This is a genomic window from Pseudoroseicyclus sp. CXY001 (assembly GCF_041714655.1).
Lineage (GTDB): Bacteria > Pseudomonadota > Alphaproteobacteria > Rhodobacterales > Rhodobacteraceae > Pseudoroseicyclus_A.
Genome location: NZ_CP168219.1, coordinates 2,885,411 through 2,900,128, shown reverse-complemented (window position 1 = coordinate 2,900,128; position 14,718 = coordinate 2,885,411). Strand labels below are relative to the sequence as shown.

Below are 14,718 nucleotides of genomic sequence, written 5' to 3'. Positions count from 1 at the left end.
TGTTGGCCGGAAGCCTCTGAAAAATCTGGTGGCAGAGGAAGCGATTGAAGAGGTAGTTGATTGGGCGGAGCGCGGAGGTATTCGGCGGGTCCTTGCCCTTCTGAGGGCAGTGGCAATCGTGCTGCTGCTTCTTGTTGGGATCACAGCGTTTTTCGTGTTTGGTCGATGACCTTTGGTATCCTCTCGGAGGAGGCATGTTGAATGCTCAGCCCTCGCCGTAGGGGATCCAGATCGTCTTCACCTCGGTGGCGGCCTCGAGGAAGTCCTCGCCCTCGCCATCCGGCCCCGAGAAATCCCGCGCGCCGATCCAGGTGCGCTTGAGATTGCCGGCGGAGGCGCGCTCGATGCCCGCCGCCAGCCCCGGTTCCGAGAAGGACCAGAGCGCATCGACGTCCATATGCGAGGCCAGAGCCGGCGCCAGCTCGGCATGGCTGCCGGTCAGGATATTCACCACCCCGGCGGGCACGTCAGAGGTCTCCAGCACCTGATAGAAATCCGTCGCCGCCAGCGGGAAGGCTTCTGAGGCGACGAGGGTCACGCGGCTCCCCATCGCCATCGCCGGGGCGATCAGCGACAGGGCGCCGAGGAGCGGCGTCGCCGCCGGGGCCAGCGCGGCGATGTTGCCCGTGGGCGCCTTCATCGCCAACGCCACGCCGCGGATCGGCACGCCGGCAGCGCGGCCGTCGTAGCGGTCCGCCCAGGCGCCATAGGTGAAGAGCCGGCGGATGGAGGCCTCGACCTCCGCCGCGCCCTTGTGGCCGCCCTGCAGCGCGTCGATCCGCGCGGCGAATTCCTCGGCGCGGGCGGAGAGATTCTCGGCCAGATAGTAGAGGATCTGCGCGCGGAGGTGCCCGGTGGTCTTGCCCCAGCCCTTCGCGGCGTTCATCGCCTCGACGGCGTTGCGCACATCCTTGCGGTTGGCGAGCGAGGCATGGCCGAGGAGCGCGCCCTTGGGGCCATGCACGGCCTTGGAATACCCTCCGTCCGGCCGCGCCTGCTTGCCGCCGATATAGAGCTTCGCCGTCCGGTCGATGCCGCCGGCCGGGGCGCCGTCGCCCTCATAGGCCACCGGCGCCTTGGGCGCCGCGGCGAGCTTCGCGGGCTTCGTATAGGCGCGCATCCCCTCCGGCCCGCCCTCGCGGCCGAAGCCGCTTTCGCGGATGCCGCCGAAGGGGGCGGCGGCGTCGAAGAGGTTCGTGGCGTTCACCCAGATCACCCCGGCGGCCAGCTTCGGGGCGAGGTCGAGCGCGAGGTTGACGTTCTCCGTCCAGAGCGTCGCCGCCAGGCCGTAGCGGGTGTTGTCGGCGAGTTCGACCGCTTCCGCGGGGGTGCGGAAGGTGGTGGAGACGAGGACGGGCCCGAAGATCTCCTCCTGCATCAGCCGGTCACTCGGCGCGAGCCCCGTGATCAGCGTCGGCGGATAGAAGGCGCCGGTGGAGGGCAGGGGGCAGGCGGCGTGATAGGTCTCGCCGGCCGTGTTGCCCTCCACCATCTCCTTGATCGCGCTGAGCTGCACCGGGTCGACCACGGCGCCGACGTCGATGCATTTGTCGAGCGGGTCGCCGATGCGCAGCCCGTCCATCCGCCGCTTCAGCCGCTCGTGGAAGTCGTCGGCGATGGCCTCATGGACCAGCAGCCGCGAGCCGGCGCAGCAGACCTGCCCCTGGTTGAACCAGATCGCATCGACCAGCCCCTCGATGGCGCTGTCGATATCGGCGTCGTCGAAGACGATGTAGGGGGATTTCCCCCCGAGCTCGAGCGTCAGCGGAATGCCCCGCCCGGCGGTCGCCTCGCGGATCTTCCGCCCGACCTCGGTGGAGCCGGTGAAGGCGATCTTGTCGACCTTGGCGGCGACGAGCGCCGCCCCCGTCTCCCCGTCGCCGGTCACGAGGTTGATGACGCCGGGCGGCACCCCGGCCTCCTGGCAGATCTCGGCGAAGACCATGGCGGAGAGGCTGGTGTACTCGGCCGGCTTGAGGACGACTGTGTTCCCGGCGGCCAGCGCCGGCGCGATCTTCCAGGCGAGCATCAGGAGCGGGAAGTTCCAGGGGATGATCTGCCCGCAAACGCCATGGGGCGCGCGGCCGGGCATCTCGCTCTCGAAGAGCTGGGCGGCGCCGGCATGGTGGTAGAAATGGCGGATCGCCAGCGGCACGTCGATGTCGCGGCTCTCGCGGATCGGCTTGCCGTTGTCGAGGCTCTCCATCACGGCGAGGAGGCGCGACTGCTTCTGCATCCCCCGCGCGATGGCATAGAGGACCTTGGCCCGCCCATGGCCGCCGAGCTTCTCCCATGCGGGCTGCGCCTTGCGCGCGGCCTTCACGGCGGCGGCGACCTCATCGGCGGTGCATTTGGTGAGCCCCGCCAGGCGTTCCCCGGTGGCGGGGTTGCGGCTTTCCATGTCGGCCCGGAGCTCCCCCCAGGCGCCGTTCACGAAGGGCCCGGCGATGCCGCCGCGCGCCTCGAGCCAAGCGAGCGCCTCCTTGGCGCTCTCGGGGGCGGGGCCGTAATCCATCGTGTCGAAGATTTCTTTCACGGACATGAGGTCATCTTTCGTTGGAGATCTGGGCCAGGACGGCCTGGGCCTCGGCCGAGACGAAGCTGTCGCCTCTCGTGCGCGGAACGACAAAGGTCGGGATACCGGTGTCTTGCAGGCGCCTGAGCGCGCCGCCGGCCTTCCTCCCAAGGGCAATGATGACCCCCGGTCGAAGGCTGTCGATGAGCGGGAGCAGGATGCGGTCGCGGCAGGCCCTCATATCGGCGGCGAAGGGCATCGCGTCCATCCGGGTCCGGTAGGGAACCCAGTTGAGGAAGGACACCTCGTCCTGCCCCGCGCCGCAGGCCTCCAGGGTCGGCTTCACGATCCGCCAAAAGGACCATTTGCGCATGTTGGCCATGACGCGCTCGAAGAGGTGGGCCAAGGCGGCCGGATCGAAGCGGCCGCGCCGGGCGCGGTCGATCAGCGGCAGCAGCTCCCGATCCTCGGTCGTCCGGCGGTAGGCATCACCACCGCCTCCGGGGTTGATCGCGAGGAGGAGCGGATTGCCGGCCCGGAAGTTCGGGCCGATGTAGCCCATCTGAGGGATGCGTGCGTCGTCCGGCTCGCTGACCGGTCGCCGGCGGTCATGGATCAGCTCGTCCCGGTCGATCTGGAGCGCGGCATGGAACGCCTGCAAGGGGGCGAGCTGAGGCGTCATCACGCCATCCCATGCCGCCAGCTCGCCGAATAGGCGCCGGTCACGTAGTGTTCGAGTTGCCGCTCGATGTCGCCCAGAAGCGAGGAGGCGCCGAAGCGGAAGAGGTCGGGCTGGAGCCAGCGGTCTCCCAGCTCGTCTTTCATGAGCGAGAGATAGACCAGCGAATCCTTGGCCTTGGAGATGCCGCCGGCGGGCTTGTAGCCGACCTTGACGCCGGTGCGTGCCTCGTAGGCGCGGATCGCGCGGATCATCACGAGGCTGACGGGGAGCGTGGCGTTGACGCCCTCCTTCCCCGTCGAGGTCTTGATGAAATCCGCCCCGGCCATCATGCAGACCAGCGAGGCGCGGGCGACGTTGCGCAGCGTGCCGAGCTCGCCCGTGGCGAGGATCGCCTTCACATGCGCCTCGCCGCAGGCGGCGCGCATCTCGGCCATCTCGTCATAGAGCGCCTGCCAGTTGCCGGTCAGCACATGGCGGCGGGAGATGACGATGTCGATCTCCGCCGCGCCGGCCGCGACGCTCTCGCCGATCTCGGCGATCCGCAGATGGAAGGGCGAGAGCCCGGCAGGGAAGCCGGTGGAGACGGCGGCAACCGGGATGCCCGAGCCCTCGAGCGCGCGGACGGCGGTTTCCACCATGTCGTGGTAGACGCAGACGGCGCCGGTGGTGAGGCCCTCCATCCCGAGCGCGGCGAGGATCGAGGGAGAGACGGGCTGGCGCGCCTTGGCGCAGAGCCGGCGGACGCGGCCGGCGGTGTCGTCTCCGGCCAGGGTCGTGAGGTCGATCAGCGAGACGGCCTTGCAGAGCCAGGCCGCCTGATGCGCCTTCTTGACGGAGCGGCGGCCGGGCAGCGTCGCGGCGCGGCGCTCGATGGCGGAGGTGTTGGCCTGGACGGCGGCCACCCAGTCGAGGTCGAGCGGCATGCCGGGGTTCCGGGGCAGGGCGCCGGGGCCGTGCTGCACCTGCGGCAGCTGCGTGCGGTCGGTCGTTGTGTCCATCGTCGCCTCCCGAAGGGTCCTGAAGAGGTGGCATGGGGAGGGCGGGTTGGCAAGCCGGGGGGCGGGGCGGGGCCTTTGGGGGCGGGGTTTCCGCGGGGATGGGAGATGCGCGCGGGGGGCTCCCGTCTGGGGCGACGGCCGTGCGGTGCCCCGCCCGGTACGCGCCGAAGGCGCAGGGCGAGCGCCGGCCCGTCCCGCGGGCTGGCGCTCTGGTTGGGTCTGGGCGCAGCCTGAGAGCGGGGAGGCTGGTTGGACCATAAAGCGCGGCGCGGAACCGTTGGAGCGCCACCCCCCGGGCCGGCGCTCGCCCTGCGCGGCGCGGTTGCACCCGGATGAAAGCGGGACGGTGGGTTGCAAACCCACCCTACGCATGTGTCGACGGAGCGCCTGCGCCCGCCAGACCTCACCCGCCGAAGACGTCGCGCTGGTGGCTCCGCCGGTAGTGCTGAGGCGTCTGGCCGTGATGCGCCCGGAAGAGCTTGTGGAAATGGCTGAGGTTGGGGATGCCGCAGTCCGCCGCGATCTCGGCGAGGCTGTCGGCGGAGCCGGCGAGCCGCCGGGCCGCGAAACCCATCCGCTGGCGGTTCACGTAATCCGAGGGGCTCATCCCCAGTAGCCGCCGCGCCTTGCGGCTGACATGCGGATGCGCCCGCCCGGCCACCTTCACGAAGGCCGCCGCCCCGCCGCGGAAGACCTCCGGATCCTCCGCCGCCCGGCAGGCGCGCGCCAGCCAGTCCGGCAGGCCCGGCGGCAGCGGCGCCGCGCCGGAGAGCCCGGCGAGCAGCGGCAGGAGGAACGCCTCCGCCGCCAGCGCATCGCGGCGGGGGCGCTCGAGCGCCAGCGCCGCGCGGTTGAGCTCGGCGAGGGCGCGCATGTCGAGATGCCGCAGCTCCGGCGCGGCGCCCCAGAGATGCCGGCCGGCGAGCTGCTGGTGGCGGCGGAGGAGCGCCTCTGTCAGATCGGGTGCGAGGCTGACCGAGACGAGCATCGGCTCCGCGCCCCGCCCCTGCCAGCCATGCGCCGGCCCGGCGGGGATGAGGACGAGATCGCCCTCCACCAGCTCGCGCCGGCCGTCCTCCGTCAGGAGCCGCACCTTGCCGTTCTGCACCCAGGCGATCTCGGCGAAATCCTGGGTGTGAAGGCGCGCGGGCGCGCCTTCCTTCAGCAGGCCGCGGGCCAGCGCGGCGGCCTCGCCCTGGGCAAGAATATCCTTGTGATGGAGGCGGAGCTGCGGCATGGCCTGAAGGATAGCACGAGAATGCTGCGACCGCGAAAGGGGCCGCGGCGCGCTTCGGCGAGGAGGGGAGCCATGGCAGACATCAAGATCGCCCCGTCGATCCTGTCGGCGGATTTCGCGGCGCTGGGCGCAGAGATCGCGGCCGTCCAGGCGGCCGGGGCCGACTGGATCCATGTTGACGTGATGGACGGGCATTTCGTGCCCAACATCACCATCGGCCCCGCCGTCGCCGCCGCCATCCGCCCGCATGTGGCGGGGGTGATGGACGTGCATCTGATGATCTCGCCCGCCGAGCCCTATACCGGCGATTTCGCCCGGGCCGGGGCGGATGTGATCACGATCCATGCCGAGGCCGGGCCGCATCTGCATCGGGCGCTCCAGCAGATCCGCGAGGCGGGGGCGAAGGCCGGCGTGGCGCTCAACCCGGCGACGCCGGTGAGCGCGCTCGAGCATGTGCTGGACGCGGTGGACCTCGTGCTCGTCATGACCGTGAACCCCGGCTTCGGCGGCCAGGCCTTCATCGGGGCGATGGTCGAGAAGATCGCCGCTGTCCGCGCGATGATCGGCGACCGGCCGATCCATCTGGAGGTCGACGGCGGCATCTCCCCGGCCAATGCCGGCGCCGTGGTGGCGGCGGGGGCCGATGTGCTCGTCGCCGGTTCGGCGATCTTCGGCGGGGATTACGCCGAGCGCATCGCGGCGATCCGGGCCGCGGCGGGGTAGGGTGGCGGGAGTGGCGGGAGTGGCGGGCTCAAGCCCGGCCTACGCCCGCCCTGCACCCGCCCCGGCACCCACGCGCCCGTAGGCCGGGCTTGAGCCCGGCTCCCCGGCTCCCCCGCCCCTCGCCCCCTGCACATCCCCTGCACGCCCGGGCCCCGTGCCCTGCACCGCCACCTCCTAGGCTTGCCGAAAAGCACGGAGGGACAAACATGTACGACCTGATCCTGCGGGGCCTGCCCGCGCGGCTGAAGACCGATGCCTGGTGGCTGACCCCGCCACAGGACTTTCCCGCCGGCGCGGCGGGCGCTAGCCTGCCCGCCATCAGCCCGGACCGCAGCCAGACGGACCGGCCCCAGATGGACCCGCGCACGTGACCCCGCTCATCCTCGTCGTCGATGACGACCCGCAGATCCGCGACCTTCTCGGCATCGCGCTGGCCCGGGCGGGCTTCGGATTCGCCGAGGCGGCGGATGGCGCCGCGGCCCTTGCCGAGGCCCGGCGGCAGGGGCCCGATCTCGTCATCCTCGACATCGGCCTGCCGGAGATGGACGGCCGCGACGTCTGCCGGGCGCTCCGCCGCGAGAACGACGTGCCGGTGATCTTCCTCACCGCCGAGGGCGACGAGGTGGACCGCGTCGTCGGGCTCGAGCTCGGGGCGGACGATTACGTCACCAAGCCCTTCTCTCCCCGTGAGCTGGTCGCCCGGGTCCGCGCCGTCCTCAAGCGCGCCGCCGCCCCGGCGCCGGAGGCGCCCCCGGCGCTCCGCCGCGGCGTGCTCGCGCTCGACCCGGCGCGCCACCGGGTCAGCGTCTCGGGCGCCGATGTGGTGCTGACGGCGCGGGAGATGGAGCTGCTCGCGAAACTCATGGAGCGCCCCGATCACGTCGTGCCGCGCCCCGCGCTCGTCGATGCGATCTGGGGCACCAACGTCAACGTCTCCGACCGGACGATGGACAGCCACCTGCGCAACCTGCGCGCCAAGCTGGCCGAGGCGGGCTGCCCGGATGCGGTGGAGACTCTCCACGGCATCGGCATTCGCATGGGGCCCTGCCGTGGCGTGGGCGGGGGGACCGGCAACGGAACAGGCGGAGACCCGTGAGCGGCCAGAGCATCCTCGTCAAATGGCGCCCCTCGCTGGCGCTGGTCATCGCGCTAGTGCTCGGGCTCGTCCTCGCGCTGCCGCCGGCGGGGATCCTGGCGCTGCGGGCGCTCTCGCCGCCGATGCCCTTCACCGAGGCGCTGATCGCCGTGGCGCTGGCGGTGCTGGCGGCCACCGCGGCGCTCGGCTGGGTGCTCTGGCGGCTGCTCTACCGCCCCATCCGGGCGCTGGCGGCACGAGCGGAGGCGCTGGGGCGCGGCACGGCGGGGGCGGCGGCACCGCTCCGCCACTACGGCACCCGCGAGATGGAGCGGACGGGCCGCGCGGTGCTTGAGATGGGGCGGATCCTCTCGGGGCGCGAGGCGGTGCTGCGCTCCTATGCCGACCATGCGACGCATGAGCTGAAGGCGCCGCTCACCGTGCTCCGCGGCGCGGCGGAGCTCCTCGACGGCGACGACATCCCGGCGGAGGAGCGCGCCCGCCTCCTCGCCCGGATCGACGATGCGGCGGACCGGATGACGGCGCTCCTCGACGCGCAGCGCGCCCTCGCCCGGGCACAGGAGCCGGCGGGCGCCGGCCGCGCGCGGCTCGGCCCGCTTCTCGCGGCCCTGCAGGACGATCACCCGGAGGCGGAGATCCTCCTCGACGCCGATGGCGAGATCCCCCTGCCGGCGGACGGGCTCCGCCTCGTGCTCGATCACCTCATCGCCAATGCCGTCGCCCACGGGGCCGGGCAGGTGCGGCTGACCGTCGCCCCGGGCGCGCTCAAGATCGCCGACGACGGCGCCGGCATCTCGGCCGGCAACCGGGCACGGATCTTCGATCCGTTCTTCACGACGCGCCGCGCCGCCGGCGGCACCGGCATGGGCCTGCCCATCGTCCGCCGGATGCTGGAGGCGCATGGGGCCGAGATCGCCCTCGCCGACAGCCCGCCCCCCGGCGCCACCTTCGTCATAAGGTTCTGACGGCCGGCCCGGCGGAGGGTCCGGGAGCGAGGGGCCGTCTGCCCCGCGCGTTCCCCGAAGGTACTTGGAAAGAGGCACCGAAGGTACTTGGAAAGAGGCAGGGGCAAGAGAGCCTCTTTCCCCCTTTCATCTGGCCAGAAATACCTCGGGGGTGTGGGGGCAGCGTCCCCACCCGGTTCCGGGGGCCCTCAAGGGAGCCCGGAGCCGGCGCCCTCCCTGCAAAACCACGCCGCAACGCACGGTGCCCTCCCGCCCCCTTCACTTTCCCGGCCTACCTCTCCGGCCCACCCCTGGAGCCGATGGAAGAGGCCGCGACATGAACAAGGAGATCACCGACGGGCTGGTGCTGATGCCGCCGCCCTTTGCCGCCGGGCTGGACGTCTGGTCGCGGGGCGACGGCACGCCCGGCTCGCCGACCTATGCCGAGGGCGGCGGCGTCTTCGTGCCGGCGGATCAGGATTTCACCGGCTGCCTTGAGGTCAACAAGACCTCCGGCACCCAGAAGGTCCGCTACATGGGCGAGACGACGATCCTGCCGGGCTGCTACCTGCAGGTCACGGCCCGGGTGAAGGCGATGTCGGGCGCCCTTCCCGCCGTGCGCATCGCCGGCTGGGCCGGGGGCGCCGGGGGCGGGCATGTCCCGGGCCTCACCGAGACCGGGCCGGCCACGCAGCTCACCACCTATGGCGAGGTCGTCGAGGTCTCCGCCATCATCGGCACGGGGGCGCGGATCGGCGTCGACATGGTCTGGCACGGCGCCATCTATGGCCATATCGGCGTGGACCTCACCGGCCCCAACGGCGGCATCGTGCGCATCGACGATATCGAGATCCGCGATGTGACTTCCTTCTTCCTCCGCGACATTCTCGGCCTCGTCGATGTGCGCGACTACGGCGCCAGGGGCGACGGCGTCACCGACGACACCGACGCTTTCGAGGCTGCCGATGCCGCCGCGCAGGGGCGGGAGGTACTCGTCTCCGCCGGGACCTACCGGATCGAGGGGGATGTGACCTTCCAGAGCCAGGTGCGCTTCGAGGGCACGATCGACCAGCCGATCGGGCCGCATTTCATCCTGCAGCGCAATTTCGACTACCAGACCTATCTCGATGCCTTCGGCGACGAGGAGCTGGCCTTCAAGAAGGCCTATCAGGCACTGGTCAACTTCTCCGATCACGAAAGCCTCGACCTTTGCGGCCGGCGCATCGGGTTGACGGGCCCGCTCGACATGCAGAGCCTCGAGCCCTCCAATACCTCGTTCAAGACCCGCCGCGCGATCCGCAACGGCCAGTTCGAGCCGGCCGGACCGGATGCCTGGGCCGATGCCGTCGTGAGCGCCACCGGCAGCTATTCGCCCGCCGATCCCTACCGGATCACCAATATCTCCAACGCCGGTTCGATCCCGCTGGGCGCGCTCGTCTCTGGCAACGGCGTCGGGCGGGAGATCTACGTGAATGCCGTCGATGCGGCGAACAACCGGGTGACCATCAGCCAGCCGCTCTACGATGCCGCCGGCACGCAGAGCTACACCTTCCGCCGCTTCCGCTATCTCCTTGATTTCTCGGGCTACGAGGAGCTCAGCCAGTTCATCCTGTCGGACATCGACTTTCTCTGCAACGGCCAGGCCAGCGGCATCATGCTGGCCCAGTCGGGCATCATCTTTCATGTGAAGGATTGCTTCTTCAACCAGCCGAAGGACCGGGGGCTGACCTCGATCGGCCGGGCCTGCCAAGGCATGATGATCGACCGGTGCCAGTTCATCTCCAAGGAGCAGGATCTGCCGGTCGAGCAGCGCACGACCACCTGCTTCAACGCCAACGCCAATGACGTGAAGATCCGCGACAACCGCTGCACCCGCTTCAAGCATTTCGCCGTGCTGGCGGGGACGGGCTCGACCATCGTCGGCAACCACTGGTTCCTCGGCGACGACACGGCCAACGGCGTGCGGGTCGGCGGGCTGATCCTGACGACGCCGAACGTGCGCTCGGTCATCACCGGCAACTACATCGACAACAACATCATCGAGTGGACGAACGAGCACGATGCGACCCCGACCTTCTCGAACCAGTATTCCTTCGGCGGGCTGACCATCACGGGCAACAACTTCACCGCCTCCTCGGTGGCGGACTGGTTCCGCTTCATCCGCATCAAGCCCTACGGGCCGGGGCATTTCATCCACGGGCTGGCGGTCGTCTCCAACATCTTCCGCGTCGTCGGCGGCTCCTGCCGGCGCGTGGAGGAGGTGGACACGACCTTCGCCGGGCTCGATCTGGGGCGGATGCGCAATGTCACCTTCGATGCCAATGTCTTCCATGCCATCGACGAGGAGGTGCGCAACCCGCTCTCCGTCGTCCACGATCAGGGCTCGGTGAACAACCAGTGGGTGATCGATCCGCGGCCGAACCTGCCTTTCGGCGGGCGGGCACGCACAGTCGAGGCGCTGGCGCCGGTCGGCAAGATCGAGAACAGCTCGGGCCAGGCGGTCTTCGACTTCCCGCGGATCGACGCGCAGCACGGCGGGTCGCAGGAGCTTGTCCGCGCCATCTTCAGCCAGCCGGTGAAGGGCTCGCTGCGGCTGAGCATAAGGATGGACAATCCGACCTGAGCCGCGCCCGGCTGGCCGGCGAGGGGCGCGCCCGGGAGACGGGCGCGCCCTTTCTGTGCCCGGAAATTGGGCGACGGGCAAATGGCGCGGCGCCCGCCCGGCGGCCCCGGCGCCCCGGGCTTGCCGCCGCCCGCCCTTCCCTCAAGGATGGCCCGAGATGGGACCGGACGCGAGCCTCCTTCAAGACCGCCCGGCGACGGGCCGCCCGCAGCGCGCCCGCGGCGCCGTCACCTTGCGCGTGGCGGCGGCTGGGGCCACGACGCGGCTTGCCGGGCTCCGGCAGGAGGGGGCGCTGAAGGCGCTCTTCCCGCGCGCCCAGCCGGGGCGGGCCATGCAGGCGGTGCTGCTCAACACCTCCGGCGGGCTGACGGGGGGCGACCGGATGGCGGTCTCCGCCGAGCTCGGGGCCGGCGCCGCGCTCACGCTCACCACCCAGGCCGCCGAGCGTGCCTATCGGGCCGAGGCGGGCGAGGCCCGTTCGGAGGTCCGCGCCGAGCTCGGGGCCGGCGCGAGGCTCCACTGGCTCCCGCAGGAGACCATCCTCTTCGAGGGCGCCGCCCTCTCCCGCCGGCTGGAGCTCTCGCTCGCCGAGGGTGCCGAGGCGCTGATCGCCGAGCCCGTGATCTTCGGGCGCCGGGAAAGCGGCGAGGCGCTTCAGGCGGCCAGCTTCCGCGACCGCTGGGAGGTGCGCCGCGCCGGCGCCCTCGTCTTCGCCGATGCGCTCGACTTCGGCCCCGATGCCGCCGCCGCCCTCGCCGGCCCGGCCGAGGGCGGGGGCGCCGGCGCCATGGTCAGCCTCCTCCTCGTCTCGCCCCGGGCCGAGGCCGCCCTCGCCCCCCTTCGCGCCGCGCTCGGCCCGGCCGGCGGCGCCAGCCTGATCCGGGAAGGGGTTCTCTTCGCGCGGCTTCTGGCGGAGGATGGCTTCCGCCTGCGCCGCATCCTGGAGCCGGCGCTCGCCGGCCTCGCCGCCGCCGCCCTGCCGAAAGTCTGGAGTCTTTAGCCCATGCAGCTCACCCCGCGCGAGAAGGACAAGCTCCTCATCGCCATGGCCGCCGAGGTCGCCCGCAAACGCCTCGCCCGCGGCGTCAAGCTCAACTATCCCGAGGCCATCGCGCTGATCACCGATGCCGTCGTCGAGGGCGCCCGCGACGGCCGCTCGGTGGCCGACATGATGGAGGCCGGGGCGCAGGTCGTCTCCCGCGACCAGTGCATGGAGGGCGTCCCCGAGATGATCCACGAAGTGCAGGTCGAGGCGACCTTCCCCGATGGCACCAAGCTGGTGACCGTCCACGAGCCGATCCGCTAGGAGCCCCAGATGATCCCCGGAGAACTCTTCCCCGCCGAGGGCGAGATCACCCTCAACGCCAGCCAGGAGGCGATCACACTCGAGGTCGCCAACACCGGCGACCGGCCGGTGCAGGTGGGCTCGCATTACCACTTCGCCGAGGTGAACCCGGCGCTCACCTTCGACCGCGAGGCGGCCCATGGCCACCGGCTCGACATCGCCGCCGGCACCGCCGTGCGCTTCGAGCCGGGGCAGCGCCGCGAGGTGCGGCTGATCCCGCTCGGGGGCGACCGCAAGGTCTACGGCTTCAACCAGAAGGTCATGGGGGCGCTATGAGAGCGGTCCTTTCCATGGCGCTCGCGCTGATCCTGCCGGCGCTGCCGGCGGCGGCCGAGGTCGATTGCAGCCAGGGCGGCGAGACCCAGGCCGACATGACCCGATGCGCGGCGGAGGCCTATCGCGAGGCGGATGCCGTGCTCAACGACATCTGGGCCGAGGTGCGCGGCACCCTTGGCGCCGAGAGCGCCCCCTTCGAGGCGCTCCTGCGCGCCCAGACCCTCTGGATCGACTACCGCGACGCCGCCTGCGCCGCCGAGGCCGCGCCCTACGAGGGCGGCTCGATGGCGCCGATGATCGAAACGAGCTGCCAGACGCGCCTCACCGAGGTGCGCACCGAAGACCTCCGCCTCTTCCTGACGCCCTGAGCTCCGCCAAAGGACCCGCCATGCCCGCCACCATCTCCCGCGCCGATTACGCCGCCATGTTCGGCCCCAGTGTCGGCGACCGGCTCCGACTCGCCGACACCGACCTCATCATCGAGGTCGAGCGCGACCTCATCGTCGAGCGCGTCGGCGCGGCGCTGACGGGCGGCGCGGGGCAGAATGCCCTCGGCTATGGCGAGGAGGTAAAGTTCGGCGGCGGCAAGGTGATCCGCGACGGGATGGGCCAGAGCCAGGCGACGCGGGCGCAGGGTGCCGTCGATACGGTCATCACCAACGCGCTGATCCTCGACTGGACGGGCATCGTGAAGGCCGATGTCGGCCTCAAGGACGGGCGCATCGTCGGCATCGGCAAGGCCGGTAACCCCGATACGCAGCCCGGCGTCGACATCATCGTCGGCCCGGGGACGGAGGCCATCGCCGGCGAGGGGCGGATCCTCACTGCCGGCGGCATCGACAGCCACATCCACTTCATCTGCCCCCAGCAGATCGAGGATGCGCTGCATTCCGGCCTCACCACCATGATCGGCGGCGGCACCGGCCCGGCCCATGGCACGCTCGCCACCACCTGCACGCCCGGGCCCTGGCACCTGATGCAGATGATCGGCGCGGCGGAGGCCTTTCCGATGAACCTGATGTTCGCCGGCAAGGGCAATGCCTCGCTCCCCGGCGCGCTCATCGAGCAGGTGGAGGGCGGCGCGGCGGCGCTGAAGCTCCACGAGGACTGGGGCACCACCCCCGCCGCCATCGACTGCTGCCTTGGCGTCGCCGACGAGATGGACGTGCAGGTGATGATCCACACCGACACGCTCAACGAATCGGGCTTCGTCGAGAACACCGTCGCCGCCATGAAGGGGCGGACGATCCACGCCTTCCACACCGAGGGCGCCGGCGGCGGCCATGCGCCCGATATCATCAAGATCTGCGGGGAGGAGCATGTGCTGCCCTCCTCCACCAACCCGACGCGGCCCTATACGGTGAACACGATCGAGGAGCATCTCGACATGCTCATGGTCTGCCACCACCTCGACAAGTCGATCCCGGAGGATGTCGCCTTCGCCGAAAGTCGCATCCGGCGCGAGACAATCGCGGCGGAGGATATCCTGCACGACATGGGGGCGTTCTCAATCATCGCCTCGGATTCGCAGGCGATGGGGCGGGTCGGCGAGGTGATCATCCGCACCTGGCAGACGGCCGACAAGATGAAGAGGCAGCGGGGGCGCCTCAGCGAGGAGCAAGGCGCCAACGACAACATCCGTGCCCGGCGCTATGTGGCGAAATACACGATCAACCCGGCCATCGCCCATGGCATCGCCCATGAGACCGGCTCCGTCGAGGTCGGCAAGCGCGCCGATCTGGTGCTCTGGCACCCGGCCTTCTTCGGCGTGAAGCCCGAGATGGTGCTGATCGGCGGCAGCATCGCCGCAGCGCAAATGGGCGACCCCAACGCCTCCATCCCGACGCCGCAGCCGGTCTACACAAGGCCCATGTTCGGCGCCTACGGGCTGAACCGGACGGCGACCTCGGTCGTCTTCACCTCCGGTGCAGCCATCGAGGCGGGGCTGGAGGAGAAAATAGGCGGGCGGAAGGCGCTGGTGCCGGCCAAGGGCACGCGCGGCATCGGCAAGCGGGACCTGAAGCTCAACGACCTGTTGCCAAAGGTCGAGGTGAACCCGGAGACCTACGAGGTGCGCGCCGATGGCGAGCTCCTGACCTGCGAGCCAGCGACGGAGCTGCCCATGGCCCAGCGGTATTTCCTGTTCTGAGCGGGGAGGGGGGCTCTGCCCCCCGTCGGCCCGAGGGCCGACTCCCCCCGCGGGTATTTGGAGAAATGCGAGGGGGAGGGGGCGGCCGCCCATGGGCGTCATCCGGCGCCGGGCGCTTTTTTGGGCAGCG

14 protein-coding genes are annotated in these 14,718 nt (G+C 70.9%); 10 read left to right on the top strand and 4 right to left on the bottom strand.

The features are described 5' to 3' along the window. Positions 1-205: 205 nt before the first annotated feature. From ACAZ03_RS14160 to ACAZ03_RS14145, 4 genes are all read right to left on the bottom strand, one after another. On the bottom strand, positions 206-2,542 hold the full coding sequence (locus ACAZ03_RS14160; protein ID WP_373354579.1) for an aldehyde dehydrogenase family protein: 2,337 nt from the start codon (positions 2,540-2,542) through the stop codon (positions 206-208). Positions 2,543-2,546: 4 nt separating this feature from the next. Beyond that, positions 2,547-3,197 (bottom strand): hypothetical protein, encoded by a 651-nt coding sequence (locus ACAZ03_RS14155; RefSeq protein ID WP_373354578.1) that lies wholly within the window; start codon positions 3,195-3,197, stop codon positions 2,547-2,549. Further along, entirely contained in the window at positions 3,197-4,195 is a 999-nt protein-coding gene (gene deoC, locus ACAZ03_RS14150; RefSeq protein ID WP_373354576.1) for a deoxyribose-phosphate aldolase, read from the bottom strand. Before deoC ends, ACAZ03_RS14155 begins: the two co-directional genes overlap by 1 nt. 403 nt (positions 4,196-4,598) lie before the next feature. Further along, a complete protein-coding gene (locus ACAZ03_RS14145) occupies positions 4,599-5,432 on the bottom strand; it encodes a helix-turn-helix domain-containing protein (protein WP_373354574.1) in 834 nt (277 codons plus the stop codon). A 72-nt stretch (positions 5,433-5,504) separates the two neighbouring features. On the opposite strand from ACAZ03_RS14145, the gene rpe reads away from it, so the two are divergent. The 10 genes from rpe to ureC all read left to right on the top strand — a co-directional run bounded on the left by rpe (position 5,505) and on the right by ureC (position 14,588). After that, positions 5,505-6,155 carry a ribulose-phosphate 3-epimerase gene (gene rpe / locus ACAZ03_RS14140; protein WP_373354572.1) on the top strand — a complete coding sequence of 217 codons (651 nt, stop codon included), beginning with the start codon at positions 5,505-5,507 and terminating at the stop codon, positions 6,153-6,155. Positions 6,156-6,361: 206 nt separating this feature from the next. Then, positions 6,362-6,526 carry a hypothetical protein gene (locus ACAZ03_RS14135; RefSeq protein WP_373354570.1) on the top strand — a complete coding sequence of 55 codons (165 nt, stop codon included), beginning with the start codon at positions 6,362-6,364 and terminating at the stop codon, positions 6,524-6,526. Further along, positions 6,523-7,251, top strand: coding sequence for a response regulator (locus ACAZ03_RS14130; protein WP_373354569.1), 729 nt, complete (start codon positions 6,523-6,525; stop codon positions 7,249-7,251). The genes ACAZ03_RS14135 and ACAZ03_RS14130 overlap by 4 nt, the downstream gene beginning before the upstream one ends. Continuing rightward, positions 7,248-8,216 (top strand): sensor histidine kinase, encoded by a 969-nt coding sequence (locus ACAZ03_RS14125; protein WP_373354567.1) that lies wholly within the window; start codon positions 7,248-7,250, stop codon positions 8,214-8,216. Before ACAZ03_RS14130 ends, ACAZ03_RS14125 begins: the two co-directional genes overlap by 4 nt. A gap of 316 nt (positions 8,217-8,532) precedes the next feature. After that, the gene (locus ACAZ03_RS14120) at positions 8,533-10,818 is read left to right on the top strand and encodes a glycosyl hydrolase family 28-related protein (RefSeq protein ID WP_373354565.1); all 2,286 of its coding nucleotides are present in this window, start codon (positions 8,533-8,535) and stop codon (positions 10,816-10,818) included. A gap of 157 nt (positions 10,819-10,975) precedes the next feature. Continuing rightward, positions 10,976-11,818: an urease accessory protein UreD gene (locus tag ACAZ03_RS14115; RefSeq protein ID WP_373354564.1), complete on the top strand. Its 843-nt coding sequence runs from the start codon at positions 10,976-10,978 to the stop codon at positions 11,816-11,818. Between the two features lie 3 nt (positions 11,819-11,821). Beyond that, entirely contained in the window at positions 11,822-12,124 is a 303-nt protein-coding gene (locus ACAZ03_RS14110) for an urease subunit gamma (RefSeq protein WP_373354563.1), read from the top strand. A 9-nt stretch (positions 12,125-12,133) separates the two neighbouring features. Further along, complete coding sequence (locus tag ACAZ03_RS14105) at positions 12,134-12,439, top strand: urease subunit beta (RefSeq protein WP_373354562.1); 306 nt, start codon at positions 12,134-12,136, stop codon at positions 12,437-12,439. Continuing rightward, entirely contained in the window at positions 12,436-12,807 is a 372-nt protein-coding gene (locus ACAZ03_RS14100; protein ID WP_373354560.1) for a lysozyme inhibitor LprI family protein, read from the top strand. Before ACAZ03_RS14105 ends, ACAZ03_RS14100 begins: the two co-directional genes overlap by 4 nt. Before the next feature lie 20 nt (positions 12,808-12,827). After that, positions 12,828-14,588 (top strand): urease subunit alpha, encoded by a 1,761-nt coding sequence (gene ureC / locus ACAZ03_RS14095; protein ID WP_373354558.1) that lies wholly within the window; start codon positions 12,828-12,830, stop codon positions 14,586-14,588. Positions 14,589-14,718 lie beyond the last annotated feature (130 nt).

Bases quoted from the DNA above. Each gene is read 5' to 3' on its own strand.
- ACAZ03_RS14160 (WP_373354579.1), bottom strand. From the start codon at position 2,542: ATGTCCGTGAAAGAAATCTTCGACACGATGGATTACGGCCCCGCCCCC.
- ACAZ03_RS14155 (WP_373354578.1), bottom strand. From the start codon at position 3,197: ATGACGCCTCAGCTCGCCCCCTTGCAGGCGTTCCATGCCGCGCTCCAG.
- deoC (WP_373354576.1), bottom strand. From the start codon at position 4,195: ATGGACACAACGACCGACCGCACGCAGCTGCCGCAGGTGCAGCACGGC.
- ACAZ03_RS14145 (WP_373354574.1), bottom strand. From the start codon at position 5,432: ATGCCGCAGCTCCGCCTCCATCACAAGGATATTCTTGCCCAGGGCGAG.
- rpe (WP_373354572.1), top strand. From the start codon at position 5,505: ATGGCAGACATCAAGATCGCCCCGTCGATCCTGTCGGCGGATTTCGCG.
- ACAZ03_RS14135 (WP_373354570.1), top strand. From the start codon at position 6,362: ATGTACGACCTGATCCTGCGGGGCCTGCCCGCGCGGCTGAAGACCGAT.
- ACAZ03_RS14120 (WP_373354565.1), top strand. From the start codon at position 8,533: ATGAACAAGGAGATCACCGACGGGCTGGTGCTGATGCCGCCGCCCTTT.
- ACAZ03_RS14115 (WP_373354564.1), top strand. From the start codon at position 10,976: ATGGGACCGGACGCGAGCCTCCTTCAAGACCGCCCGGCGACGGGCCGC.
- ACAZ03_RS14110 (WP_373354563.1), top strand. From the start codon at position 11,822: ATGCAGCTCACCCCGCGCGAGAAGGACAAGCTCCTCATCGCCATGGCC.
- ACAZ03_RS14105 (WP_373354562.1), top strand. From the start codon at position 12,134: ATGATCCCCGGAGAACTCTTCCCCGCCGAGGGCGAGATCACCCTCAAC.
- ACAZ03_RS14100 (WP_373354560.1), top strand. From the start codon at position 12,436: ATGAGAGCGGTCCTTTCCATGGCGCTCGCGCTGATCCTGCCGGCGCTG.
- ureC (WP_373354558.1), top strand. From the start codon at position 12,828: ATGCCCGCCACCATCTCCCGCGCCGATTACGCCGCCATGTTCGGCCCC.